Annotated in this window: 18 protein-coding genes; 12 read left to right on the top strand and 6 right to left on the bottom strand. The window is 48.5% G+C overall.

Going from position 1 to position 26,247, the window contains the following annotated elements; all coding sequences use genetic code 11:
• Positions 1–97: 97 nt before the first annotated feature.
• Together BMW79_RS28975 and BMW79_RS28970 are read left to right on the top strand one after the other, a co-directional pair.
• Complete coding sequence (locus tag BMW79_RS28975) at positions 98–1,477, top strand: MFS transporter (protein ID WP_089901629.1); 1,380 nt, start codon at positions 98–100, stop codon at positions 1,475–1,477.
• Complete coding sequence (locus BMW79_RS28970; protein ID WP_089901627.1) at positions 1,477–2,658, top strand: AGE family epimerase/isomerase; 1,182 nt, start codon at positions 1,477–1,479, stop codon at positions 2,656–2,658. Before BMW79_RS28975 ends, BMW79_RS28970 begins: the two co-directional genes overlap by 1 nt.
• Here BMW79_RS28970 and BMW79_RS28965 read toward each other — a convergent pair.
• Complete coding sequence (locus BMW79_RS28965) at positions 2,641–3,189, bottom strand: hypothetical protein (protein WP_143059296.1); 549 nt, start codon at positions 3,187–3,189, stop codon at positions 2,641–2,643. The two genes, BMW79_RS28970 and BMW79_RS28965, sit on opposite strands and share 18 nt — an antisense overlap.
• Positions 3,190–3,336: 147 nt before the next feature.
• On the opposite strand from BMW79_RS28965, the gene BMW79_RS28960 reads away from it, so the two are divergent.
• Positions 3,337–5,787 (top strand): glycoside hydrolase family 95 protein, encoded by a 2,451-nt coding sequence (locus BMW79_RS28960; RefSeq protein ID WP_089901622.1) that lies wholly within the window; start codon positions 3,337–3,339, stop codon positions 5,785–5,787.
• A 79-nt stretch (positions 5,788–5,866) separates the two neighbouring features.
• Complete coding sequence (gene rpiA, locus BMW79_RS28955; RefSeq protein WP_089901620.1) at positions 5,867–6,568, top strand: ribose-5-phosphate isomerase RpiA; 702 nt, start codon at positions 5,867–5,869, stop codon at positions 6,566–6,568.
• Here the strand turns inward: rpiA and BMW79_RS28950 are convergent.
• On the bottom strand, positions 6,556–9,390 hold the full coding sequence (locus BMW79_RS28950) for an alpha-L-rhamnosidase (protein WP_089901617.1): 2,835 nt from the start codon (positions 9,388–9,390) through the stop codon (positions 6,556–6,558). The two genes, rpiA and BMW79_RS28950, sit on opposite strands and share 13 nt — an antisense overlap.
• 114 nt (positions 9,391–9,504) lie before the next feature.
• Here BMW79_RS28950 and BMW79_RS28945 point away from each other — a divergent pair, with 114 nt between their 5' ends.
• From BMW79_RS28945 to BMW79_RS28930, 4 genes are all read left to right on the top strand, one after another.
• Entirely contained in the window at positions 9,505–10,047 is a 543-nt protein-coding gene (locus tag BMW79_RS28945) for a TetR/AcrR family transcriptional regulator (RefSeq protein WP_218150475.1), read from the top strand.
• A 141-nt stretch (positions 10,048–10,188) separates the two neighbouring features.
• On the top strand, positions 10,189–10,629 hold the full coding sequence (locus tag BMW79_RS28940) for a nuclear transport factor 2 family protein (RefSeq protein WP_089901614.1): 441 nt from the start codon (positions 10,189–10,191) through the stop codon (positions 10,627–10,629).
• A 95-nt stretch (positions 10,630–10,724) separates the two neighbouring features.
• Complete coding sequence (locus BMW79_RS28935; protein ID WP_089901611.1) at positions 10,725–11,627, top strand: helix-turn-helix domain-containing protein; 903 nt, start codon at positions 10,725–10,727, stop codon at positions 11,625–11,627.
• 83 nt (positions 11,628–11,710) lie between these two features.
• Positions 11,711–12,550, top strand: a complete 840-nt coding sequence (locus tag BMW79_RS28930) for an oxidoreductase (RefSeq protein WP_089901608.1) — start codon at positions 11,711–11,713, stop codon at positions 12,548–12,550.
• A 46-nt stretch (positions 12,551–12,596) separates the two neighbouring features.
• Here BMW79_RS28930 and BMW79_RS28925 read toward each other — a convergent pair whose 3' ends face one another.
• The 3 genes from BMW79_RS28925 to BMW79_RS28915 all read right to left on the bottom strand — a co-directional run bounded on the left by BMW79_RS28925 (position 12,597) and on the right by BMW79_RS28915 (position 19,358).
• Positions 12,597–14,714 (bottom strand): type IA DNA topoisomerase, encoded by a 2,118-nt coding sequence (locus tag BMW79_RS28925; protein WP_089901605.1) that lies wholly within the window; start codon positions 14,712–14,714, stop codon positions 12,597–12,599.
• 114 nt (positions 14,715–14,828) lie between these two features.
• Positions 14,829–18,614, bottom strand: coding sequence for a hypothetical protein (locus BMW79_RS28920; RefSeq protein ID WP_089901602.1), 3,786 nt, complete (start codon positions 18,612–18,614; stop codon positions 14,829–14,831).
• 57 nt (positions 18,615–18,671) lie between these two features.
• Positions 18,672–19,358, bottom strand: coding sequence for a VIT1/CCC1 transporter family protein (locus BMW79_RS28915; RefSeq protein ID WP_089901599.1), 687 nt, complete (start codon positions 19,356–19,358; stop codon positions 18,672–18,674).
• Positions 19,359–19,470: 112 nt separating this feature from the next.
• Between BMW79_RS28915 and BMW79_RS28910 the strand changes: the two genes are divergently transcribed.
• Positions 19,471–20,355 (top strand): carbohydrate kinase family protein, encoded by an 885-nt coding sequence (locus BMW79_RS28910; RefSeq protein WP_089901596.1) that lies wholly within the window; start codon positions 19,471–19,473, stop codon positions 20,353–20,355.
• On the opposite strand, the gene BMW79_RS28905 is transcribed toward BMW79_RS28910, so the two are convergent.
• Positions 20,356–20,928, bottom strand: a complete 573-nt coding sequence (locus BMW79_RS28905; protein WP_089901595.1) for a DUF1579 domain-containing protein — start codon at positions 20,926–20,928, stop codon at positions 20,356–20,358.
• 146 nt (positions 20,929–21,074) lie between these two features.
• On the opposite strand from BMW79_RS28905, the gene BMW79_RS28900 reads away from it, so the two are divergent.
• The 3 genes from BMW79_RS28900 (at position 21,075) to BMW79_RS28890 (ending at position 26,219) form a co-directional block, all read left to right on the top strand.
• Complete coding sequence (locus BMW79_RS28900) at positions 21,075–23,408, top strand: GAF domain-containing protein (protein ID WP_089901592.1); 2,334 nt, start codon at positions 21,075–21,077, stop codon at positions 23,406–23,408.
• Between the two features lie 62 nt (positions 23,409–23,470).
• Positions 23,471–24,916 (top strand): phytoene desaturase family protein, encoded by a 1,446-nt coding sequence (locus tag BMW79_RS28895; RefSeq protein ID WP_262487517.1) that lies wholly within the window; start codon positions 23,471–23,473, stop codon positions 24,914–24,916.
• A gap of 25 nt (positions 24,917–24,941) precedes the next feature.
• Positions 24,942–26,219: a YeiH family protein gene (locus tag BMW79_RS28890; RefSeq protein WP_089901587.1), complete on the top strand. Its 1,278-nt coding sequence runs from the start codon at positions 24,942–24,944 to the stop codon at positions 26,217–26,219.
• Positions 26,220–26,247: the final 28 nt, after the last annotated feature.

Below are 26,247 nucleotides of genomic sequence, written 5' to 3'. Positions count from 1 at the left end.
TGCAATGAATAGATAAATAAGTATTATAAAAATTGTACCTTATAGAGATAGATTTGTCAATGGCAGGGCAACCTGGTTTTTAAGATGAATTCCACCTATGGGCAACAAGATTTCACTAAAGGAAAAAGTAGGGTACGGCTTTGGAGATATGGCATCCTCCATGTTCTGGAAGCTGTTCGGTATGTACCTGTTGTTTTTTTATACAGATGTGATGGGCATCGCTGCTGCAGCGGTGGGTACCATGTTCCTGATTACCCGTATATGGGATACTTTCTTTGATCCGGTAGTCGGCGTTTTATCCGACAGAACGCACTCCCGCTGGGGGAAATTCAGACCTTATATTTTATACATGGCGCTCCCTTTTGGGGTGATGGGCGTACTTACCTTTACCACACCGGGTTACAGTGATACCGGCAAACTGATCTACGCATACGTTACCTATTCGGCCATGATGATGATCTATTCGTTGATCAATGTGCCCTATGCCTCTTTGCTGGGCGTTATTTCCACCGATGGCAGGGAACGGAACACACTGGCGTCTTTCAGGATGGCTTTTGCTTTTGGCGGCAGTTTAATTGCGCTCGCATTGATAGAGCCGCTGGTGTCATTTTTCAGCAAAACAGGCGATGCACCCAACCTGCAACGTGGCTGGCAGCTTGGCGTAGCCGTTATTGCGCTGATCTGTGTAATCCTCTTCCTGCTTTGTTTTGCATGGGTCAGGGAAAGAGTGCAACCCATTCAGGAAATGCCTCTTTCCCTGAAAACAGATGTACGGGATCTCTGGCAGAACCGGCCGTGGTGGATTTTGCTCGGCGCCGGTATAGCAGCATTGATTTTTAACTCTATCCGGGATGGCGCCACTTTATATTATTTCAAATACTATATTCAGAATATGGAGGCCTTTAAACTGGGCAGCATGAGCATCACTTATTCTATGCTGTACCTGGTGCTGGGGCAGGGTGCAAATATTATCGGGGTAATCCTGGCTTCGCCCGTGGGTAATAGCATTGGTAAGAAGAACACCTACCTGGGCGCCATGCTGATAGCCTCCGTACTCAGTATCTTGTTTTACTGGCTGGGTAAGGACCAGCTGACACTGATCTTTGTATTCCAGTTTCTGATCAGCATCTGCGCCGGTATCATTTTCCCTTTGCTGTGGTCTATGTATGCAGATATTGCCGACTACTCCGAATGGAAGAATGGGCGCCGCGCTACCGGGTTAATATTCTCTTCCTCATCAATGTCGCAGAAATTCGGATGGACAATCGGCAGCGCCCTCACCGGCTGGCTGCTGGGCGCCTTTGGTTTTAAAGCCAACGAAGTACAGGCACACGCAACACAGAATGGCATTTTATTAATGCTTAGTTTTTTACCCGCTGTTGGATCGTTGTTATCCATCCTGTTTATTGCCATGTACCCGCTTTCCGAAGCGCGTGTGACCACAATAACAGCAGAACTGGCGCAAAGAAGAAAATAATGCAGGCGGAATTGAAAGCATCCCTGGAGAAAGAACTGGCGGCTATCCTGGATTACTGGACGACCTATACACCCGACGAGACCAATGGCGGCTTTTACGGGAAGGTGGATAATGACAATCAACCTACTTCTACGGCCCCTAAAGGAGCGGTATTAAATGCGCGCATCTTATGGACTTTTTCCGCCGCCTTCAACAGCACAGGGAAAAAGGAATACCTCGCTATAGCCGATCGTGCGTATCAATATTTTGAGCGGCATTTTATAGATGAAGTATATGGCGGTGTATACTGGACGGTGGACTACACCGGCCAACCGGCGGAAACAAAAAAACAGGTGTATGCCATTGCCTTTGCACTATATGCCTACAGCGAATACTACAAAGCTACCGCCCATCCGGTGGTACAAAGCAGGTCTGTTGCACTCTACAACAGCATAGAACAACACAGTTTTGATCCGTTGCATGGTGGTTACTTTGAGGCTTTTACCCGTGAATGGAAAGAAATAGCGGACCTGCGCCTTAGTGAAAAAGATGCAAACGAGAAAAAGACAATGAACACACATCTGCATATAGTCGAAGCTTACGCTAACCTATATACGATCTGGCCGGATGTACAACTGCGTCAGCAGATACAACGTTTGCTGCAATTATTTTACGATAAGATCATCGACCTAAAAAGCGGGCATCTGCATTTATTTTTTGATGAACAATGGGAGATAAAAAGCAATGAGGTGTCATACGGACATGATATTGAAGCCAGCTGGCTGTTACAGGAGGCGGCTGAAATAATCGCAGACCCCGCGCTCATTGAACAATACAAGGCACTCGCACTTCTGGTTACCCATGTTACTTTAAAGGAAGGCATAGATAAGGATGGTGGACTATGGTATGAATACAACAACACCCTGATCGAAGAAAAGCACTGGTGGCCACAGGCAGAAGCGCTCGTAGGATTTATCAACGCCTGGCAGTTGCAACCGGAAAGCGATTACCTGCAACATGCGTATAATACCTGGCGCTTTATTGACCGCCATATAAAAGATAAAGTACACGGTGAATGGTATTGGGGGATCTATAAAAATAACCGCATTATTCCGGAAGACAAGGCCGGCTTATGGAAATGTCCTTATCATAATGCAAGGGCATGTATGGAAGGAGTCCGGCGCTTATCGGCTGCGGGGTAGCTTCCTGGTAAGCAATTGCCGGTAATGTGCCGCATCCGGCAGAAGGGAATCAACTCCTTTCAGTTCGCCGGTCATCGGCTCATATCCCTTGATTACTTGCTCTACATGATAGCATAATTGTTTTCCGGTAAAAAAGTAGACGCCATCAAATGCAGGAATAGTAGTATTGGTAAGCAACGCCTGTTTTGCCGTATCATAAGGAAAAGCATTCAGTCTTTTATGCACATGAAGTAATACATCATTCTCAAAATAATAATCTGTTTGTTGCGTACCATAAGATAAACCTATCCAAACGCTCACCTTCTGCAGTTGGCGGCCTTTGAAGAAGCCCGTCAGCTCTGCGCCTCCATCCGGCACGTGCTCAGTGATCGCTGCCGCTGGTAACACTTTTTTCTGTAGCAATTTATCCTGGTCAATCGCTTTGGCAGATGCCTTTATCTGATCAACAACTGCTTTTACAGCCGGTGGCTGACAAAAAGCAATATTGCTTAAAAAAAGGCAAGTGGAAAGGACGATCATCAAAGGGCGCATAGAAAGAGAGATGAGGTAAAAGTAAGTATGCCGAAAATACAGATAAAACCACCACAATCTGGTACTGATTTCACATTTTTTAATCAGTAATTAGCAATTCACCACTCCGCTTTCCCCTGCATAATTATTTTATATATCTTGACAGGTATGAACTGCAAGATATATTCCACGCTTCAAGCTGCTTTCTTATTCGGCGCCCTTACCTTATCGGCGCAATCTGATGTAACGGTACGTTTCAGCGAACCGGCCCGTCATTTTACGGCATCCGCTCCTTTGGGGAATGGCCGTATGGGCGCTATGGTATTTGGAAACACCAACAGGGAACGGATTGTACTGAATGAAATCTCCATGTGGTCCGGTGGGGTACAGGATGCTGATAGCAAGGAAGCTGCCAGCTATCTCCCGCAGATCCGGCAATTGTTGCTGGACGGGAAAAATATTGAAGCACAGAAAATGTTACAGCAATATTTCATCTGCCAGGGGCCCGGCTCCGGCAGGGGGGATGGCGCTAACGTAAAATTTGGTTGTTACCAAACACTGGGAGATCTTTTTATTCAATGGAAAGATACGGTGTCGGCTGTACGTAATTACCAGCGGCAACTACGTCTCGACAACGCCATCAGCACAGTGAGCTGGGAAAAGAACGGGGTGGCTTTTAAAGAAGAAGTACTGGTATCTGCTCCCGGGCAGGTGGCCGTAGTTCGCCTGGTGGCCAGCAAACCTGGCAGCCTGTCTTTCAGCACCGGGTTATATCGTAAAGAGCGTGCAGCCATTCGCGTTGTGAATGGTGCTGTTGAAATGAGCGGTATTTTAAACGGTGGTAACGGCGACGAGGGAACGAAATATGCGGCTGTGCTGAAAGTAGTATCAAAAGGAGGTACCCGCACCCAGCACAACGACCAGATCACCATCAACGGGGCCGATGAATGCCTGTTGCTCGTAGCCGCACGTACCAATATGAACTGGCCGGCGGTGGAAACACCCGGTCCCGCACCATTGTCCAAAACAGTGGCCGATATCAGTAAAGCTGCTGCTACTTCCTGGTCTGCATTGGTACAGGCACACGTAAAAGATTATACTGCTTATTTTAACCGCTGCCGGTTAACATTTACCGATAACAGCAACGAAGACGTAAAGCAGCTGTCTACCATGGACCGCCTGCAACGTTTACAGGATGGCGGAAAAGACGCGTCCCTGGCTTCGTTGTATTTTAACTTTGGCCGCTACCTGCTGATCAGTTCTTCCCGCAACGGTGGCATGCCGGCTAATCTGCAGGGATTATGGGCCGAAGAATACCAGACGCCCTGGAACGGGGATTATCACCTCAATATCAATGTGCAGATGAACTACTGGCCGGCAGAAGTGACTAACCTGTCAGATCTTCACCAGCCCTTGTTCACACTGGCCAAACAGATGTCGGTATACGGGCAGCGTACCGCCCGTACCTATTATAAGGCTGATGGCTGGGTAGCGCATGTGATCAACAATCCCTGGGGCTTCACATCGCCGGGTGAAGGGGCCGACTGGGGATCTACTTTAACCGGTGGAGCCTGGGTGGCCACACATCTCTGGAAACATTACCAGTACACAAACGATAAAAAGTTCCTGAAAGAAATATACCCGGTACTCAAAGGCGCCGCTACTTTCTACAAGGAAATCCTGATCACCGAACCTTCGCACCAGTGGCTGGTAACAGCGCCTTCCAATTCACCGGAAAATGCGTACATCCTGCCAAACGGCCAACAGGGACAAACCTGTATGGGGCCTACCATGGATATGCAGATTGGCAGGGATCTGCTGAAAGCTAACCTGGAAGCGGCCCGCGTACTGGGCACCGACAAAGCCTGGGCCGACAGCCTGCAACTGGTACTCGGTAAACTCGCACCCAACCAGGTAAGTCCTACTACCGGCGGTATCCAGGAATGGCTGGAAGATTATAAAGAAGCAGATCCGCACCACCGCCACGTTTCGCCGTTATATGGTTTGTATCCTTATGATGAAATCACCCCCTGGGATACGCCGGAACTGGCAGTCGCAGCGGAAAAAACATTGCAACGCCGGGGAGATGGCGGTACCGGCTGGTCCCGCGCCTGGAAAATTGCTTTCTGGGCCCGTCTTGGAAACGGTAACCATGCCTATAAAATGTTCCGTGAACTATTGGTACCCGCCGCAGCTACCAGCGAAATCAGTATGCGCTCCGGAGCCGGTACTTATGCGAACCTGTTCTGCGCTCATCCGCCTTTCCAGATCGATGGCAACCTCGGCGCTGTAGCCGGTATTGCAGAAATGTTGCTGCAAAGTCATGGCGGCGGACAGGTCATCCGACTGTTGCCTGCGCTGCCGGAAAACGAAGAATTTGCTGCCGGTAAAGTGAGCGGTTTATGCGCCGTAAACGGATTTGTGGTCGACTTTAGCTGGAAAAATAAAGCGGTACAGGAAGTATCACTGCTGTCTAACACCGGTGCAGAATGCCGGTTGTTACTGCCTTCCCGCGCTGTGGTGAAAGACCGCAGCGGCGCCGTGATTCCGCATCAGTACGAAAATGGCGTATTACGTTTCCCCACTAAAAAAGGAATGAAATATCATATCGCCGTATAGGCGCAGCAGTTTTTTGTCTTACTCCGTATCATCGGAGTAAGACAAAAAAATCGCATCTTTATCTTTCATAAGTAACTATATGGAAGACCTGAAACAAGTGGCTGCCAAAGCAGCATTGGATTTTATAAAACCCGGACAAACCATCGGACTTGGCGCCGGCAGTACCATCGCCCACCTGGTGAACTACCTGAAGGAAACAGACAACTTATTCCACAGTATTACCACCGTCACCTCTTCGTTCAACACCCAGCTGTTGCTCCAGGAACATGGGTTTAACAGTAAACAGATCGGTGAGGTATCCAAACTGGATATTTATTTTGATGGATGTGATCAGTTTGATCACCAGCTGAACGCCCTGAAAAGCGGCGGTGGCATTCATACGCGCGAAAAGCTGCTGGCTGCTATGGCAGACAAATTCATCCTCATTGGAGATGGTTCAAAATATGTAGCGCAGTTATACACCACTTTTCCGGTGGTGATAGAAGTGATACCGGAAGCGGTACCATTTGTGATGAAACAGTTGAAGAAAGTATTTTCGCCGGCCAACCCGGTGATCCGGCTGAGTAACAAAAAAGATGGGGCGGTGATTACGGAAAACGGCAACCTGCTGATTGATATCTGGTTCCGTTCTTTCCCGCTATTAGATAGCCTGAATCATCGTTTGAAGGAAATTCCGGGTGTACTCGAAACCTCACTTTTTTACAACATGGCCCATGCTGCCATCATAGCGGGAAAGAAGGGAGTGGAAATTATTCCGAAAGATCCGGCTTACCTGATCTGAAACTCCCGTGTACCAGCGGTTACATGATAACGTAATCCTTTGCCGGTGGTTTGTGTGATCACCGGTTTATTGTTCTCATATATTTTTTGTGTCGGGGAGATGTTGAAAAACACATCTGCACTGGCATTGGGAGGCACGGCCACATTGTAGGTGATGGTATTACCGTTTCTTTTCCAGGAGGAAACGATTTTTCCATACGGACTTTCGTGGCTGGCTTCAAAATGATCCAGTCCTTCTACGAAACCGGGCGACAACAGGATATTTTTAAATCCGGGTGCAGCTTCATCCGGTTTTATACCGGCAATACCTTTATACATCCAGGCGCCGATTTCACCAAACATAATGTGGTTTCGCGACAGATCAGAAGATGCGTTGATATCCCAGTTTTCAAAAAGGGTAGTAGCGCCGCTCATGATCCACCAGCCCCAGGAAGGGAAGGTACGTTGCGCGGCTACTTTATAAGCCACATCCGCGTAGCCGTTTTCGCTCAGCGCATTCAGGATACTTTTAGTACCGAGTAAGCCTACATCCAGGTGGAAATTATCTGCCGCTACTCTTTTGGCCAGCTTGTCCGCTACCTTGCTTTTCATGGCTTCGGGTACGAGTCCCCAGTATAACGCTACGCTTTGTTCTGTTTGTACCCCTTCTCCATAAATGCCGGTGTCGGTATTCAGGTATTTCTTATTAAAAGCGGTTTTGATCTTTTCTGCCAGGGCACTGTATTTCGTATAATCAGCGGTTTTTCCAAACAGTTTTGCTGCTTTGGCCAGGATCAGCGCATCCGCATAATAATAGGCAGAGGAGGTAAATTCTACGGGAGATTTGGACTTCACCGGTACCCAGTCGCCCAAACCCCAGGTGGTGAGCCCATTCGGGCTGATGGCCGTAATCCGGTCTACATACCGGCGCATATTGTCGTATGAATCAGACAGCAGCGTGGTATCTCCGTAAAACAGGTAAATATTCCAGGGAATAATAGCGATGGTGCTGGTCCAGTCGGGGCCATTTCCCCATTCATATCCCCAGCCACCGGTAGGAATGATGGAAGGCAGTACCCCGTTGGGTTGCTGTTCATCCCGGTGATCTGCCAGCCATTTCTCATAGATGGTAATACCATCGAAGTTGTACAGTCCTGTTTCAATGGCAATCTGTGCATCGCCGGTCCAGCCGTTCTTTTCCCGCTGCGGGCAATCTGTCGGATAGCCGAACAGGTTAGAGAGATAAGCATTATTGGTAGCCCACCACAATTTATTGATCATGGTATCGGAGCCATGGATATGCCCGGTGGGCGGCACATTGCTGTGCATAAAGAAACCGGTGAGGTTATCTTTGTTAAGCGTTACCGGCGCACTGCTGGTAACCTCCACATACTGGAATCCTTTGTAGTTAAAGCGGGGCATAAAAGTTTCTTCCCCTTTACCGCTGAGGATGAAAATATCTGTCTGGAAAGGATCAGTGTCATCTGTTGGGCGGTAATGCACCACGATATTTGACAGGTCCACAAATCCTTTTTTATCCAGTTGTTCGCCGTGTTTCAGTTTGATTACCGTACCCGCAGCACCGCTGACACGGATCCTGCTAACACCGGCAATGTTTCTGCCGAGATCATAAACCCAGGTGCTGTCGTTGAGATGTGCTACGCTGGCGGCTGGAATTTCTTCCACGTTCTCGATGGGATACAGCTGTTGTGAAACAATGTGATTGGAAGGTGCTGATCTGTTGATCACATCTTTCCATTTACTGTCGTCGAAAGCGGTGGTATTCCATCCCGGTTGTTCTTTTCGGGCGTCGTAATGTTCTGCGGTGTAGATGCTGTTGAATACAATTGGCCCCAGTGCTGTTTTCCAGTCTTTCCCGGAGGTAATGGTTTCCACTGAACCATCGGTATAAGTAATCCGCAGATCGAGGCAAAATGCGGGTCTCCCACGCCAGGGCGCTTCATGGAAATTCCATACGGCGGTGGACTGGTGATTATACCATCCGTTGCCCAGCATTACCCCGATGGCGTTTTTACCGGATTGCAGGAGGGATGTTACATCGTAGGTAACGTAGAGGGTGCGGCGGTCGAAGCGGGTATACATGGGATCCAGCCGGTGATTGCCGGCTTTCTGGCCATTGAGATATAGTTCATACAGACCTGCCGCCGCGATATAGGCCCGGGCAGATTTTATTTGTTTAGTGGCCGTGAAAACTTTCCGGAAGTTGCCAGCGGGCTTGAGTTGTACATTATCGCCATCGCTGATCCAGCTGCCTTTCCAGTTACTTTGCTGCAACATACCGGTTTCAAACCACGATTGCGTAGTAGTTGTTTTTTGTCCGTCTTTGTCCCATATTTCCACGCTCCAGTAATACCGGGTAAATGGTTGTAATGCTTTTCCCTGGTACGTGGTGAGCAGGTCTCCGTTGTTGACTTTGCCGCTGGTCCATAAAGGATGGCTGCCAAGCGTAGCGGAGTCGGTGGCTACTTTGATCTGGTAAGCTGTTTGCCTGGCGCCGCTGCGGCTGTCTTCCAGCTGCCAGGAGAAACGCGGATGCACCGCGTCGATGCCGAGAGGCGTAGGCAGGTGCTCGCATTTCAGGCGGATAGGCGTGCAGGCGGTAGTTGCCGGTGAATAAGGATCAGTAACCGGAGCAGCGTTTGAACGCCCGGTACTTACCGTGTTCGCGGAACTATGATAGCCGCTTTCCACTCCGGAAGAATGGTGCCACTTATGATAAAGATAGCCGTTTGCCGTGGCCACGGGTTCGCGCCCCTGCGCCGTAAAAGCAAAGGGCGATAACAATAACAGGTAAAGAAACAGGTTCCGTAAGGTTGAATGCATGCTCAGCTTTAATTATTTCCCGACAAGATAAAATAAGCCCCCCTTTTTTTCGCCTGTTTTATGTGAAAGGAAAAAAGATAGATCGATCTGTCTATTTTTACTTACCTTTGTTTTATGAAGAAGAAGATCAGTGATCCGAAACAGCGTTTACTGGAAACAGCCACCTCCCTTTTCTATAACCAGGGCTATCACGCCACGGGGATTAACCAGGTAATTGAAGAAGCAGGTGTTGCCAGGGCCAGCCTGTATACACACTATGAATCAAAGGAGTCGTTGCTGCTGGCTTTTTTACACCAGCGTCATACCGACTGGATGGAAGGATTACAACGTTTTACAGATAAGGCAACAAAGCCGAAAGAAAAGATTGCCGCCGCATTTGATTTCCTGTTTGATAATAATGAGAAAGAGCATTTCCGGGGCTGCGCTTTCCTGAACATTCTTTCCGAAACCACTGATAATGATACTGCCGTGCTGGCCGTCATACAGGATCATAAGAAAGGGCTGCGCGCTTTTCTCGGAGAGATCCTGGCAAAGGAAAAGCAGGGAATAAAGGATCATGTTTACCTGTTATTTGAATCCGCTATTGTGGAAAGCCAGCTTTACCGCCACCAGTGGCCGGTACAGGAGGCAAGGAAAATGGCGGTGGGGTTGTTGTAGGAGATGTCGCAGGCAAGCCTTTTCGCTAAACGCAACACAAAATATCATCACTAATAAAAAAGATGCTGAGCATCTTTTTTTAAAACTTCTAAAATAGACAGATCGATCTATCTGAATATATCACATTTAAATATTTGCATCATGGAACAGAAATTCCCCCTCCCTCCATTTACACGGGAAACAGCCTTACAGAAAGTACAACTGGCAGAAGATGCCTGGAACAGCAAAGATCCGCAGAAAGTATCCATGGTATACACCAAAGATACGGTGTGGCGCAACCGTGATCAGTTCATCAACGGCCGCGAAGAAGTAGTGGCTTTTCTCACCGGGAAATGGCAACGGGAACTGGACTACAAGCTGAAAAAAGAACTCTGGAGTTTTACGGATAACCACATTGCGGTTTGTTTTGAATATGAATGGCACGATCATACCGGCAACTGGTACCGCTCTTATGGCAATGAACTCTGGGAATTTAATGCAGACGGCCTTATGCAGCGCAGATTAGCCGCTATCAATGATGTACCCATTAAAAGCAGCGAACGGAAATTCCGGGACCCGGAAGAAATCATACTGGCTTGTTAGAGCTGGCCGGAACAGCAATCAGCATCAGGATGATGCCAGGCGGGGAGCACACCCGGCCTGGTACTTTCATGGTGTGAATTTTGTAACTTTGCCACATGGGCAAAACAGAAACACTCCAGGAGTTCTACCAGCACAAGTTCCGGCATATCCCGGAAAAACTGCAACAGGATCTCGGACATTTTAATGTGTTCAGAATGGAAGACTGTATGGTAGACGGGGATATTACCGTAAAATACAGTCGCCGCGACTTCTACAAAGTAAGCCTGTTGCGGGGAGACACCCTCTTTCATTACGCCGATAAAACGGTGGAAGTAAAAGGCAGCGCACTTGTCTTCTTTAATCCGCAGGTACCTTATTCCTGGGAATCGCTGTCCGGTGATTACAGCGGCTATTTCTGCATCTTCAAGGAATCTTTTTTTACAGGCGCTACCCGCAGCAATATCCACGATCTGCCCATGATGGTGCCAGGGGGCATTCCTTCCTATTCCCTCACCAAAAGCCAGGATAAAGAAGTAACGCAGCTGTTTAAGAAAATGCTGACGGAAATCAACACCGATTATGTATATAAATATGACCTGCTGCGGAGCTATCTGACAGAGATTATTCACTATGCTCTGAAAATGCAGCCGTCTGAAACCCTTTACCAGCATGCAGATGCCAAATCCCGTATCACCGCCGTATTTAGCGACTTGCTGGAAAGGCAATTCCCGATAGAATCACCCGCACAGCGCTTCTCCCTGCGTTCGGCCAACGATTTCGCAAAGCAGCTGTCGGTGCATGTGAATCACCTGAACCGGGCTATCCGGGACACTACCGGCAAAACCACCACCACACATATTGCAGAACGTTTAACCGCCGAAGCCAAAGCCCTGCTAAAACATACCAACTGGAACGTATCCGAGATCAGTTATGCCCTCGGATTTGAAGAACCGGCCCATTTCAGCAACTTTTTCAAAAAACAAACCACCCTTACGCCCGGCGCTTTTCGCATTGTTTGATTTTTGCAATGATTGGTTTGATTGCCGTAACAACAGACCCGTGCCACCGGTCTACTTTTGTGTTATCAAAAAACACTTAGATCATGGACAACAAAAAAGTATGGTTTGTAACCGGCGCCTCCAAAGGATTAGGCCGCTCCCTCGTAAAACAATTATTGCAGAAAGGATATAAAGTGGCGGCTACTTCCCGCAGCATCGACGACCTCCGCCAGGTGGCTACAACTGCTGATTTCCTGCCCCTTTCGGTAGATCTGAAGAATGAAGCCAGTGTGCAGGCTGCAGTGGCTGAAACCATCAAACACTTTGGCCGTATAGATGTGTTGGTAAACAACGCAGGATACGGACAAATCGGTAGCCTTGAAGAAACATCTGATGCAGAAGCCCGCGCCAACTTCGATGTAAATGTATTCGGCCTTCTCAACGTAACGCGCAGCATCGTACCGCATATGAGAGCACAGCAATCAGGGCATATCTTCAATATCTCTTCTATTGGTGGATTTACCGGCAATTTCCCGGGCTTTGGTATTTATTGTGCTACCAAGTTCGCCGTAGATGGATTAACTGAATCCCTGGCAGCAGAAGTGGCGCCATTTGGTATCCAGGCTACGATTGTATCGCCCGGTTACTTCCGGACGGATTTTCTCTCCTCCGGCTCCCTGAGCGTACCAGCCAATCAGATCGCTGCGTACCAGTCGGTGCGCGACTCCCAGCACTTACATCAGCAGGAAATCAATGGCAATCAGCCAGGTGATCCCGAAAAAGCAGTAGCCGCATTAATCGACGTGGCGGAAGCGCCTAAAGCGCCTTTGCACCTTTTCCTCGGAGAAGATGCTTACCAGATGGCTTATCAGAAAATTGCAGCGATAGAAGGAGACCTGGAGCAGTGGAAAGCAGTAACAACAGGAACGGCTTTTGTAGCCTAGCCGGTTATTTTGTCTTACCCGGGGCATACCGGGTAAGACAAAATACTTAGCCTATCCCAATATTAAAATCTTTATCGAATTCTAGTTTGCCTTCCCGTTCTTCGGTACTACCCGGCATTTTAAGACCTTTTATCTTAGCGGTTTTACCTTTTGCCAGCAGATCGGCAATGTGTTTGTCGGTGAGTTTTTTACCAAGGATCTCAAATGGAATTTTGAAGCCACATTCTTTGAAATTAGCGCAGCCATAAGCGGTATTGCCTTTTTTGAGCGCATGTGTTTTACATTTGGGACATGGCACTTCTGCAATTACCACCGCCTTTTTAGGTTTCGGTTCTTTTTTGGGCTTTTCTTTTTCTTCCGGTACTGGTGGCGGATCAGGAGCGATGGTGATAAATTTGTAGCTGGCAGTTTTTACTTCTTTGGTGAGGTCTACCACCATCTGTATCAGCTCCTCCTTAAAAGTATCCATCGCATACTCGCCTTTTTCTATGAGGCGGAGTTTTCGTTCCCACTGCCCCGTTAGTTCGGCACTTTTCAGAAGTTCCGTCTGTATGGTATCAATCAGGTCCATGCCCGTTTGGGTGGCATAGATATTCTTCTTTTTCTTTTCGATATATTTTCTGCGGAACAGTGTTTCAATGATATTGGCGCGGGTAGACGGCCGGCCTATACCATTGTCTTTCAGTAATTCCCTTAAATCTTCATCATCTACCTGTTTACCCGCCGTTTCCATAGCTCTCAGCAACGAGGCTTCTGTAAAGGCTTTCGGCGGAGAGGTTTTCCCCTGGTGGATGCGGGGCGTATGCGGACCGCTTTCACCTACTTCAAAATGGGGCAGTATTTTTTCTTCTTCTTCCCCTTCTTTTTTCTCTTTTACATCGTTGGCGTACACCTCTTTCCATCCGGGTTCGAGGATCTGTTTACCGGTTACTTTAAACGGTACCTGTCCTACTTTACCCAGCACGGTGGTGTTGGATATTTTACATTCCGGGTAGAAGGCCGCAATAAAGCGACGGGCCACCAGGTCGTAGATCCGCTTTTCCTCCAGCGGCAAACCACCGGGGTGCATACCGGTAGGAATAATGGCATGGTGATCGGTTACTTTTTTATCATCGAAAACCGTTTTTAGCTTCGGGATAGGATTCGCCAGCAGCGGCGCCGTCAGCGCAGCATAAGGCGTCATATCCTGGAGGATACCGGCAATTTTCGGGTGCAGGTCTTCTGAGAGGTAAGTGGTATCTACCCTGGGATAGGTAGTCAGCTTTTTCTCGTAAAGATTCTGGATATATTTCAGCGTATCATCTGCTGAGAAACCGAACTTTTTATTGGCTTCCACCTGCAGGGCGGTCAGGTCAAACAGGCGTGGATTTCCTTCCTTTCCGTCTTTCTTTTCGAAAGAGGTGATTTCAAACGGGTGCTCTTTCAGGTAAGCCAGTCCTTTGGCGGCTTTATCCGGCGTTTTCAGCCGGTCGATAGCGGCCGTGAATTCCGTTTCCCGGTAAATCGTTTTCAGTTCCCAGTAGTCTTCCGATACAAAGGCATTGATTTCTTTCTGCCGTTGTACAATCATTGCCAGGGTAGGCGTTTGCACCCGGCCGATGGACAATACCACTTTCCCCTGTGCAAACTTTTTGGTGAACAGCCTGGTCGCGTTCATGCCCAGGAGCCAATCGCCGATAGCCCGCGCACTGCCGGCTGCATATAAATTATCGTATTGATCTGCTGTTTTAAGATGAAGAAAACCGTCACGGATCGCTTCTACTGTCAGCGAAGAAATCCAGAGCCTTTTGATAGGGGCCGCGCATTTTGCTTTCAGCAGCACCCACCGCTGAATCAGTTCTCCTTCCTGGCCGGCATCCCCGCAGTTAATCACTTCTTCACAGGCCTGTACCAGGGTTTCTATGATCTTAAACTGTTTTTGTACACCGGAGTTTTCAATCAGCTTGATGCCGAAGCTGGGAGGAATCATGGGCAAATCTTCCAGCCGCCAGAACTTCCATTGCTCGTAATAATCGTGTGGTTCCTTCAGGGTACAGAAATGTCCGAAAGTCCAGGTTACCTGGTAGCCATTGCCCTCATAGTAGCCATCTTTGCGCTGTTTCGCACCGATCACTTCTGCAATATCCCTTGCCACACTTGGTTTTTCAGCAATGCAAACTTTCATAATCGTTTAAAATTGGGTAACAAATGTCGGATAAATAGTTGTAAATGATAGCTGTTAAAATACGCCAAAAAACTTAAAAATATCAGGAGCTGAAAGCAAATCAGAAAACAACCATTATTTTTTGGGCAATCCGTATTTCTTTGCCACCTTATTATACTTTTTCAGGTACTTCTTGTCTTTCTTCACACCCACCGCTGTAATGATACCGGAAGTTTCTGCTTTTACCCAATAGTTGAAAATAAACTTCTCCCGGTCTCGTTCAAAAAACATACGTGTGGGGCGAAGGTTGTTGTTTCTCAGTAGCGCATTTGCCAGCATGGTTTTCAGGTGAGCCATAAAGCCCATCCTGGTGGAGTCTTTCTTATTGAGTACCTGTATATTCAGGTTCCGGTAGTAAAAATTCATCGTTCCCAATGTTGCGTATTTATTCCCCGACCACTGTGAGAAAATGGTATCTGCCACGCCTCGTCTTACTTTCACGGCCGCCATGGGAATGGCCACCTGGTTAAAATCCTTCAGGTCCATCGGAGCGAGATAACTTTGTGCTGTAAACCCCGACAGCGAGTCACCATACGATTCATGGTAAGAAAAATACCGGATCGGATTACCGAGTAGCCGGCCACTGGCCTGTACCTGTAAGCTATCCTCCTTACCATAGGTATTGCCGAAATGTGTAATTACCGCATTGATACCGGTGATGGGTACGGCTGACCATTTATTCGTTGCCCTGGAAGATTCATTGACGGTAACAGCCGACTGGCGCACTATGATACTGTCTGCATGAAGTGCTACCGGCAAGGTCCCGATAAGCTTCGACGGCATCAGCTTTTCTATTCCATGCTGAAACGGAATACGTTTATCCCTGGCCGTAGTCAGCAGGGTACTGTCTATCGTTATGCGACGGATGGCGATGGTGCTGTCGTCCGGGATATCCATTCCGCTGATCTCCAGCAATGCGCCCTTCACCGTAATATAATCTTTCTGCCATGGGGCAGTACGGAAGGTTTCCGCTGCACTCAGATTGGGCGTCACTTCAAACTGATGCAGGTAAAATGTCCGGGTGGCCGGATCGAGGGCAACGTTTTCCGCCTGTGCATGCAGTTGCTTGTTGCGGTAGTAAAAGCCGCCCTGATGGATGCTGGTGTTCCCCACAAAAGGCGACCAGGCTATTTTATGCGCCTTCTGCCAGTAGAAGCCGGCATCTTTAAACATACCGGATAATCGTTGCAGCACCAGGTCAAGCGTATCTCCATGATGTAATGCCAATTGTATATCCTGCCAGTTCACCACTACGCCGGAGCGGAGTGATAGCTGCTGGTTTTTATCCTGGTGCAATTGTCCTTTTTGTAATTGTACCGATAATTGTGGCGCCTCCAGCTGTGTGCCGGTATGATGGAAAGACAGCGCGGACAGATCCAGGTGCAATTGCTGATAGTGTAATAACTGCGGGCTGCCGGTATGGAGCGCTATGCCGCTGCCTTCCAGCTGAGCGGTGGTTTGTAAGCGGGTAGTATCCGCACCATTGAGCTGCGTGTACAGGATGGCAGCATCGGAGACTGCCAGTTTTTGCAATGTCGCCTGCAACGGTGCGGCTTTCTTTTTAGCTGTGTGATGTCCCGTCCTGAATATCTCTATCTGCGGATGGGCGGTATTGAGCGACTGCACCAGCAACTGGCTCATATCTGTACTGTGCAGCGCCGTCTGTAATTGCAGTGCAGGCAGCTTAATTTTAGTATAGCCTTCCGCGTTATGCAATGTGGCATCGGCGGCAGTGATTGTGGTAAGACCGCTGGTATTCAGTTGTACCGCTGCGATGGAAACATCTGTACCCGGACTGTGATGCCGGATGTTGCTGAATTGCCCCGTGGCAGTGCCCCAGGTAATAAAATGCTGCCGTGTGCGCACATTGCGCAATGCTATTTTGTCCGCATTAAAACTGCTATGCTGATCCGCTCCTTCACTACTGAATTGTATACTCCCAACGTCCAGTTGTGCCACGCGTATCACCGGCAAATCTTTTGGCGGCCCGGTTTTTTTTGTGCCACCGCTTTGTGCCTGTATCTTCAAAGCGCCGATGCGTAATACATCTACCTGTATATCCTTCGACTCCTGGTAAACATCCCAGTCGAACACTTCCCAGTAAAGATCATTGGCAGCCATACGTGTTCCATTGGATAACGATACCGTAAGACTGGCGGCTTTATTGTGCCGGTGAGTGCCGTCAAATGCGTAATTGTTCACAGTGATACCGGCCTTGTCCGACAGCACATTCATCTGCTCAATATGCAGGTTGGGCATAGAATGCTTGATATCTACCAACGAATCGCTCATTAGGAAGTTATGCAGCAGGATATCGGTGTTCATATTTTTTACCTGCAGGGTAACCGGGGTTTTTCCGGTAGAGGTGAAATTGATATTGCCTTCTATGATCCGGAAGGTGTTCACCTGTATCGTCTGACTTAATCCGTGCAGGGTCTGGTAGAAGGCGGGCATTTTGATCCGGGTGCTATCTATCGGCATACGCCCTTTTACCGGCGTTTTCGCTTTGGTGAGAAAGTGGATACCCGGTTGGTAAAGTTCAGCACTGGTGGCTTTCAGTCGCTTCCGCAGCAGGTCTTCCAGGCTCACATTATTCAGGCGCAGGGAAGGCGCAGTAAAGGTTAAACCTTTACCGGAATGGTTGCGCGGTGTGGGCCCATATTCTACCTGGTTAAAGATCACATCATTCCGTTGCAGCACAAATTCATCTACACTGAGCTGAAACATGCTGTCGAGCGAGTAGAATTTTATTTTATTGAGACGCAATGCAATACTGTCGGTCGTGATAGCAGGCGTGGTATCATGTGCAATGGTAAGATTATAGATATTCAGATTGGTACGTTTAGTCGTGCCCGTTGATACGTTGCCCCGTAGCAGCAATTCTCCGTCTCTTACTTCAATATACCGGAAGTTCATCCGTTTGAACAAGGTGTTCGGCAAACTGTCCAGCGCTACTTTTTTATCGGTATGACTAAGTTTCCTGCCGGGGAGTTTGAGCACCGGCCGGATACAAACGAGGGTATCTATCAGTAATTCTTCCCGCATATAAATGGCGGGCAGGTGACGGGCATTAAAATAAAACTGATCGGCCGATAACGACATTTCTCCTTTGGTAGCCGTGGCCGCACTGGAAATAGTACAGGAATCGAGCTGGAAGAACTGGTTTTTTCCCGAGAAATGCAGCCGTTTAAAACTGATAGTATTCCTGCCGTCCGGCAGGATCCAGTGTTGGTTGTCGAACGAAAAATCCACATCATCTGAGCCCAGGATGTGGTTATCGGTATGGGTTACCTTTGAGAAATTAACGATTGAGAAATTGAAATGGTCTACCCGTAGAGGCGGTGGACCATTTACCTTGCTGTATACCAGCGATCCGTTCTGCAGATGCACAATGCGGGCATTTACATATTGCAGCGCTTGTTCCAGGTGATCCACTACGGAAGAAAGCTGAAAGCTGTCTGTTCGCGGGCCGCGCGCTACATGTTCGTGAATAAGCAGGGAAGGGTCTATCACGGACAAACTATCCACCAATAGCTTTTTATGCAGTATCAATGCGCGCCAGGATTGTATGGAGAGATAAACCCTGGGGATCGCCACATCATAATGTGCAGAAACGTGTACCGTGTCTTTACCAACAAGTCGTGCGTTCTTTATAATGATATTTCTTTTCCACAGCGAAAAATCAATGGCATCGGCGTCGAATTTATAGCTGTCGTTGGATTCTTTGCTGACAATGTATTGAATGATCTTTACAAACTTATGCTCCACCAGGTAATACAGCAAAAGCCCCAGCACTATCCTGAAGAGCAGGAGTGCACCGAGTATTTTGAGCCATTTATTAAGCCGGGGTGATAGTTTCATATGTCTGATTCAACAGTTGACTTTAATCCAAACAGTTTCACGCCGCTTATGTTCAACTTAAGCCACGAGCCGGGCGATGGCAAAAGCGGCAGCGGCGGCCAGAACGCCTATCATCGTTACTTTCAGCGCGCCTTGTACAGGAGGTTGGCCGGTTACTTTACTTTTGAAATAGCCAAATACGAACAGGCAGATAATGGTCAGAATGGTGGATCCTATCAATCCCCGTTGAGGCGTATCCGTGAAAAGATAGGCCGATAAAGGAAGCAGTCCGCCTACAAAATAGGAGGCTCCGATGGTGAGCGCGCTTTGCCGGGCGCGGTTAGGATTGGGTGCCTCCAGTCCAAGTTCAAACTTCATCATGAAATTCACCCATTTGGTTTTATCCTTCGATAGTTCAGTAGCAATCAGTTGTTGTGCTTCCGGGCTTAATCCATATTCGGCAAATACTTCTTTTACTTCCTCCATTTCCTTGTCCGGTACGGTTTCCACTTCCGCGTATTCCCTTTTCAGTTCACTTTCGTAGTGTTCCAGTTCTGTTTTGCCCGCAAGATAGCCACCAAGGCCCATGGCGATACAGCCTGCTACAATTTCCGCGATGCCGGCAGTGAGGATGATATTATTGCTGCTCACGGCACCACTGAGCCCTGCCGCCAGTGCAAAAGGCACGGTAAGTCCGTCGCTCATGCCGATCACCATATCCGTAATAAAATCCGAGCTTTTTAAATGTTCTTCCTGGTGCATCATTTCCGGGTTTTAGGGAGCATTGTTTATAAATATAATTGCTTTATCGTATTTTGTCGGTACGCTGTAAAGGTACGTTTACGGGTTCATTACGTTTAATCAAAGTTGGAAAATTATGTCGAACGGGATCATCTGTTTTGGAGAAATGTTATGGGATATTCTGCCGGAGAAGGAATTGCCGGGTGGGGCGGTGATGAATGTAGCTTACCATCTGCAGCAACTTGGAGAGCAGGTGTCGCTGGTATCCCGCGTGGGGCGCGATGCCAGGGGGCAGGGGCTACTGGATATGCTGAATGGCTACGGACTGGATACCAGCCTGGTACAGGTAGATGAGCAGGTGGAAACAGGAAAGGTGTATGCCGATATGACCAACCCGCATGATGTGCATTACGATATCGTATATCCGGCGGCGTGGGATTTTATCCAATGGACGCCCGGTTTGGCTGCCCGGTTAAAGGATACGGCTACACGCTACCTGGTGTTTGGCAGTCTTTGCTCCCGGCATGAAGTGTCGCTGCATACCTTACAGCAGGCGTTGAAAGAACGGGTGGTGAAAGTGCTGGATATCAACCTGCGGGCGCCGCATTATACCCGGGAACATATAGAATGGTTACTGGGCGAATGTCATTTACTGAAACTGAATATAACGGAGCTGGAACTGATCTGCAACTGGTACCATCCTTATACGGATAAGGAACAGGCGGTACGACTTATTTCGGAGCGTTTTCATATCTATACCATCGTGGTCACCATGGGAGCTGATGGGGCGCTGCTATTTGCCAACGACCTGTTTTATGCAGAACCAGGTATCGCCGTGGAAGTGGCGGATACGATAGGCAGCGGAGATGCTTTCCTGGCTGGTTTTCTGCATAGCGTTATCCGGGGGCGGCCTGCCAGGGAATGCCTGGTGTTTGCCAATGCGTTGGGTGCGCTGGTGGCCTCCTTTGCAGGCGGCGCGCCGGATTATGACGTAAACGACATCTTAAAAATACAAGGCTGATTACTTCCGTGTCAGCTTTATTTCCATGTCTTTGATCTCTTTACCATCCATGGTCCTGAACATTTCCAGTACCTGGTGGTTTTTGTCGGTCCATGTTTGCACCTGGCGGATGGGATGTTCTTTCCCGGTAACAGGATCTACCGCTTTACCGCTTAAATGCATGGAGTGGGTAGCATCGTCCCATTGACCTTCCATGACGGTGATGCCGGTGCCCATATTATCTATCCAGGTGCTGATAAACACCTTGCGCGCATTGTCGTACGCCATGGTGCTCACGCCTTCAAAGGCCATGCCCATCATGTCGGCAGTAAAACGGCTTTCTTCATAACGGCCGCCCAGGATCATTTTATTGACCACATTTCCAGTGGAAGTAGTAGGCGGGGCGTCCGGTTTCTCCCAAAAGGTCATGTCGGCTGTCCATTCGCCATTGGCGATAGCCATTTTCTCATGTACAGGACCAGGTGTCATGTACGCCGCCCAGGCTTTCATCATGGCGGCAGAGTCTTGCTGTGCAAAGGTGTTGACGTTTATTAACAGGCATAACGCAGCTGTTAACAGGTAAAATGTTTTCATGATTTGCAGCTGTTTAAGAGATGTTTGGATGGGGTGAAATTACAGGCTAACAAGATAAGTTATTTATTTGTACCCGCCATGGCATGCGTGTTATACCTTGCAAATAACAATTCCCTACCTTTGTTACTGAAAGAATAATCCCCTTTATGCAAACAACCATACTGGATGTGTCAGGAAGCAAAGCGCAGCCATTGACGATAGATGCAGCCATTTCCTTTGAACCGTTTATTTCCCATCTCCGGCAACGGATGGAGGAGGAACCTACCGTAAAAGCCTGGTTGTATAAAGAGGTGCTGGCGCAGTTTGAAGCATCGGATATATCCGGGCAGGATATTCCCCTGGAAGACATACATCAATATGCGCCCCTGCTGGAATATGTATATGCCTGTCTTTCTCCTGCTATGAGTTCTGAACAATACCTCGCGTGGGGACTCAGCTTTCCTTTTTTACCACTCATTTTTTACGGCACCAACCTCCTCTATGGTTTAATGGGAGGCAAGTCGGAAAATCATACCTACCAGGTAACCCGTACACCGGAAGATTATCACCGGGAGCGGCTGCAACTCATCTATTCCCTGGTACTGAAACGCCTGTATAATTTCCAGGCGCCCGTGAAAATGGATCAGTATCATGCCGGTATGGATAACGCCACCGGCCTCCTGCAATATTATTCCGTGAACATCAATACCGACTTTATCAGCGTAACAGCAGTAGGTGATTTACCGGAGATTGATTTTGTACAGTTGTATACGCATTTCAGTGAAGGCAGCGGTGTAGAGGTGATGGAAGAAATGCTCCCATTACACCTCTTCCGTTTCCGTGGATTCTGTGTAGCTACCGTAACGGATGTTACCGCCAAAAAAGCGGTGGAAAACATCAGCCAGGTAAGATTGTCGCGCACCGCACTGGTGGATGAACAGAGTTATGAACAGGTGATCCTGTCATTGAAATCGTTGGTACGTGACCGTAATATGGAATTCGACCTGTTTCCCTTTCTGCGGGTAAACAATGAACCGGTTTATGGTTTTGAAAAAGGCGGTACCGGCATTTTAGCAAGTGTATGGGGAGAAGGCCGGCTTTCACCGGAAGAATTCAGCCGCCAGGCAAAAATGTTTATCGCGAAACCGATGATCTTTTTTTCTTCCGATATCTTCCAGGAAAACCGGAAAGAAGATTTTCTCGAACATTTCCGCAAACTGGGAGTACGTTCCCTCGCCATTCTGCCACTTTTTTACCTGCATGAACCCGTAGGCGCTTTCGCCGTGCACACCTGGAAGGATCATATGTTTGATGAAAAAACATTGGCGCTGCTGGAACCCGCACTGGCATCAGTGGCCCAGTTGTTACAAATTTATATCGATGAATTTAACGGGGAGATAGAAAAGGTGATCAAGGAGAAATATACATCCATACAACCAGCCGTGCAATGGAAGTTCAATGAAGCCGCCTGGGAGTACCTGTACCGCGTTAAAAGAAACCAGCCTGCCACGATCAGCAATATCCTGTTTGAACAGGTGTATCCGCTGTATGGCGCTATTGATATCCGAAATTCTACCATCGAAAGAAATAAAGCCATCATTGCAGACCTGGACGGACACCTGAGCATCCTGGCCAACACCCTGGATGTATTACGGCAATACCAGCAAAACGATCTGCTAAAACAGATGATCTACAACTGCCAGCAATGGCAGCAGGCACTGGTGCAGCAGCAGCTGAGTCCTGCCGATGAAAATGCCCTGAACCGTTTCCTGGATGTGGAAGCCGTGCAGTACCTGCAACATATCGCTGCGCAGTTCCCGGTGAGCCGTGAAACCATCAGCAGCTGCCTGGAATCTATGGCCGGCGACTCCAACAAACAGGCGCTGGAAGCATCGATGCAACTGATCAATCAAACGGTCAACGAATACTTTGAATCAGAGAAAAACAAATTGCAGGAATCTTATCCCTGCTACTTTGAAAAATTCAGAACAGATGGAATAGAATATGATATTTATATCGGCCAGTCGATTTCCCCCGACAGACCCTTTGATCATTTTCATCTCAAAAACCTCCGGCTCTGGCAATTATCATCGATGGTAACGATCACCCGGTTAACCTACTCCCTGCGTGTAAGCATGTCGAAAGAACTGCACACCACCCAACTGATCTTTGTACATAACCATCCGATCGATATCAGCTTCCGCGCCGATGAACGCAAATTTGATGTGGAAGGCGCCTATAACATCCGTTACCAGATGATCAAGAAACGGATCGATAAAGTGCATATCCGCAACACGGAAGAGCGGCTCACCCAACCCGATAAGATTGCCCTGATTTATTCCGACCCGAAAGATGTAGATGATTACCTGCCTTTTATCAAATACCTGCAGGATACCGGCATGTTGCTGCCCGGCGTGGAAGAACTGGAACTGGAAGATCTGCAGGGACTGAGTGGCTTGCGGGCGCTCCGGATGAGCGTTGCCGTGGAAGACGCCAAATAAATTCCTATCTTTCTCAAAAATAATTTGCATTCCCGTTAATAGTATACTAAGTTTGTAGACTAATCAACCAGCACCGCAGTAAGCAGCTCATGGAGAAAAAAGATTACGACGCAATAGTAGTAGGGTCAGGACCCAATGGCTTTTCTGCCGCCATCAGGCTGCAACAGGCCGGGTTATCCGTATTACTGCTGGAAGCAAAAGATACCATCGGTGGCGGGATGCGTACAGAAGAACTGACGTTACCCGGATTTTATCACGACGTTTGTTCGGCAGTGCACCCGATGGCCGTAGGTTCTCCTTTTTTCTCTACTTTACCATTGGCCGATTACGGGCTGGAGTTTGTGCATTCACCACTGGCGGCGGCCCATCCGTTTGATGACGGCACCGCTGCCTTCCTGGCGCGTTCGCTGGACGACACCGCCAGGGCCCTGGGAGCCGATGAGAAAGTATACCGCCAGCTTATTCAGCCAGTGGCCGATTATTGGGAGGAAGTAGCTGCCGATAGTCTCGGACCATTTTCTATTCCCCGTCACCCGTTAATCATGGCGCGTTTTGGCCTGAATGCCCTGCGTTCTGCCACGGCTATTGCCAACCGGTTTACTACTACCGCTGCAAGAGGGTTATGGGCGGGCATGACGGCGCATTCAATTCAACCACTGACCAATGTAGCTTCCGCAGCTATCGGGATCATATTATCTGCCGTAGGACACCGCCATGGATGGCCGGTTCCCAAAGGGGGCTCACAATCCATCGGCAAAGCGCTGGCAGCACACTTTACTTCGCTCGGCGGAGAAATTCAGACAGGCGTTCGCGTTAGTTCGCTGGCGCAGTTGCCTTCGCATCGCGCCGTGTTGTTTGATCTCACACCGAAGCAATTGCTCACTGTAGCAGGAGACGTTTTTTCTCCGCGCTATATCCGGCAATTGTCGGGTTACCGCTATGGCCCCGGGGTGTTTAAAATAGACTGGGCATTGAGCGGTCCCATTCCTTTTACCGCACCGGAGTGCCGGCAGGCCGCTACGGTACACCTGGGGGGCACTTTCGAGGAAATTGCCCTGTCGGAGCAATGCGCTTACGACGGCAAACTCAATACCGCACCTTATGTACTGGTATCGCAGCAAAGCCTGTTTGATGAAAGAGCACCAGCGGGTAAACACACTGCCTGGGCTTATTGCCATGTACCCAACGGCTCCGATGTGGATATGACCGGTATCATAGAGCAGCAGATAGAACGCTTCGCACCCGGATTCCGCGATCTGATACTGGCAAAACATATCATGAATCCACAACAGATGGAAACATATAATCCGAATTATGTGGGCGGCGATATCAATGGTGGAATCATCGATATCCGGCAGTTATACACGCGCCCTGCCTGCCGTATTTCACCTTACCGTACTTCTGCCAAAGGAGTGTATATCTGTTCTTCCGCTACACCGCCCGGAGGCGGTGTACACGGGATGTGTGGCTTCCACGCTGCCAACACTGTGCTGAAAGATCTTTTTTAAACCGTCACTATTTGAATAATGCTATATGCCTGCAGTTAAGTCTTATTTACAGGAAGACTGGGCCATCGTTGCACTGGGTTTCCTGATTATCCTTCTTTCACTGGCCGGAGTTTATTTGCCTTCTTTTCACTGGTTAGCCATAGAAGCGCCTGTATTCAAGTGGAGCCAGACCGCAGACCTTACCGGTAAAGTGTTGACCGGCGCCAACTTCTTAAAGATTGTCACACAGTTTATTTATGTGTTTGCCATCGCCATCCTCGGATCTTTACTCACCGGTAAATCCATCAAAAATACCCTGCTGGTATTCCCGGCAGTGTATGTGATTACCATTGTAGCACTGATTGTAGCCGGTAACACCGCACTGAACGACCTGGGACTGGAAGCCGTGATTTTCAGCCTCATCATCGGTTTACTCATCGGTAACCTTTTTAAATTGCCTACCTGGTTCCGCGAATCACTGACTTCTGAATTCTTTGTGAAAATAGGATTGGTACTCCTGGGTACGACCGTTATTTTTTCGGATGTACTGAAAGCCGGTTCCCTCGGCCTGATCCAGGCATTGGTAGTAGTATTGTCTGTCTGGTATTTCTCTTACTGGGTATGTAAAAAACTGAAAATCGACAAGGAACTCACCATGATGTTGTCCAGTGCCGTATCCATTTGCGGTGTATCTGCCGCCATTGCTACTTCCGGCGCCATTAAAGGCGATTCCAAAAAACTGTCGCTCGTTATTTCACTGGTACTGATTACCGCTATCCCGATGATGATTTTTATGCCGATGATCGCCCATCATTTCGGGTTCCCGGAAGAAGTAACCGGCGCCTGGCTGGGTGGCAGTATCGATACCACCGGCGCTGTAGTGGCCTCCGGTTCACTGGTAGGAGAAACGGCGCTTAAGATCAGCACCATCGTGAAGTTTTCGCAGAACGTATTACTGGGTATTGCTGCATTTGCCATCTCTGTATACTGGACTTATACCAAGCATCCCAACGCGGCTGATCCTGATCAGAAACCAACGTTAAGCGTGATCTGGGAAAGATTCCCCAAATTTGTGATCGGTTTTATCATCGCCTCCCTGGTATTTTCCTTCCTGCTTTCGCCAGCTACCATTGCGCCGGTGAAAGGATCGCTGAAAAGCCTGCAGGGACTCTGGTTCGCGCTGGCATTTACCAGTATCGGGCTGGAAACCAATTTCAAAGACCTGATCGGTACAGAAAGCAGGAAACCCGTATATGCGTTCCTGATAGCCCAGACTTTTAACGTGATCATCACGTTGGTACTGGCCTTTTTACTGTTTTCCTGATAGGGGCTGAACCTATCCCACGGATTGC

This window comes from Chitinophaga arvensicola, from assembly GCF_900110835.1.
Lineage (GTDB): Bacteria > Bacteroidota > Bacteroidia > Chitinophagales > Chitinophagaceae > Chitinophaga > Chitinophaga arvensicola.
The sequence above is the reverse complement of the archived record's forward strand: the minus strand, read 5'-3'. Positions and strand labels throughout refer to the sequence as shown.

What these genes read in the sequence shown, in the direction of transcription:
- BMW79_RS28975 (WP_089901629.1), top strand. Translation starts at nt 98, where the DNA reads ATGGGCAACAAGATTTCACTAAAGGAAAAAGTAGGGTACGGCTTTGGA.
- BMW79_RS28970 (WP_089901627.1), top strand. Translation starts at nt 1,477, where the DNA reads ATGCAGGCGGAATTGAAAGCATCCCTGGAGAAAGAACTGGCGGCTATC.
- BMW79_RS28965 (WP_143059296.1), bottom strand. Translation starts at nt 3,189, where the DNA reads ATGCGCCCTTTGATGATCGTCCTTTCCACTTGCCTTTTTTTAAGCAAT.
- BMW79_RS28960 (WP_089901622.1), top strand. Translation starts at nt 3,337, where the DNA reads ATGAACTGCAAGATATATTCCACGCTTCAAGCTGCTTTCTTATTCGGC.
- rpiA (WP_089901620.1), top strand. Translation starts at nt 5,867, where the DNA reads ATGGAAGACCTGAAACAAGTGGCTGCCAAAGCAGCATTGGATTTTATA.
- BMW79_RS28950 (WP_089901617.1), bottom strand. Translation starts at nt 9,390, where the DNA reads ATGCATTCAACCTTACGGAACCTGTTTCTTTACCTGTTATTGTTATCG.
- BMW79_RS28945 (WP_218150475.1), top strand. Translation starts at nt 9,505, where the DNA reads ATGAAGAAGAAGATCAGTGATCCGAAACAGCGTTTACTGGAAACAGCC.
- BMW79_RS28940 (WP_089901614.1), top strand. Translation starts at nt 10,189, where the DNA reads ATGGAACAGAAATTCCCCCTCCCTCCATTTACACGGGAAACAGCCTTA.
- BMW79_RS28935 (WP_089901611.1), top strand. Translation starts at nt 10,725, where the DNA reads ATGGGCAAAACAGAAACACTCCAGGAGTTCTACCAGCACAAGTTCCGG.
- BMW79_RS28930 (WP_089901608.1), top strand. Translation starts at nt 11,711, where the DNA reads ATGGACAACAAAAAAGTATGGTTTGTAACCGGCGCCTCCAAAGGATTA.
- BMW79_RS28925 (WP_089901605.1), bottom strand. Translation starts at nt 14,714, where the DNA reads ATGAAAGTTTGCATTGCTGAAAAACCAAGTGTGGCAAGGGATATTGCA.
- BMW79_RS28920 (WP_089901602.1), bottom strand. Translation starts at nt 18,614, where the DNA reads ATGAAACTATCACCCCGGCTTAATAAATGGCTCAAAATACTCGGTGCA.
- BMW79_RS28915 (WP_089901599.1), bottom strand. Translation starts at nt 19,358, where the DNA reads ATGATGCACCAGGAAGAACATTTAAAAAGCTCGGATTTTATTACGGAT.
- BMW79_RS28910 (WP_089901596.1), top strand. Translation starts at nt 19,471, where the DNA reads ATGTCGAACGGGATCATCTGTTTTGGAGAAATGTTATGGGATATTCTG.
- BMW79_RS28905 (WP_089901595.1), bottom strand. Translation starts at nt 20,928, where the DNA reads ATGAAAACATTTTACCTGTTAACAGCTGCGTTATGCCTGTTAATAAAC.
- BMW79_RS28900 (WP_089901592.1), top strand. Translation starts at nt 21,075, where the DNA reads ATGCAAACAACCATACTGGATGTGTCAGGAAGCAAAGCGCAGCCATTG.
- BMW79_RS28890 (WP_089901587.1), top strand. Translation starts at nt 24,942, where the DNA reads ATGCCTGCAGTTAAGTCTTATTTACAGGAAGACTGGGCCATCGTTGCA.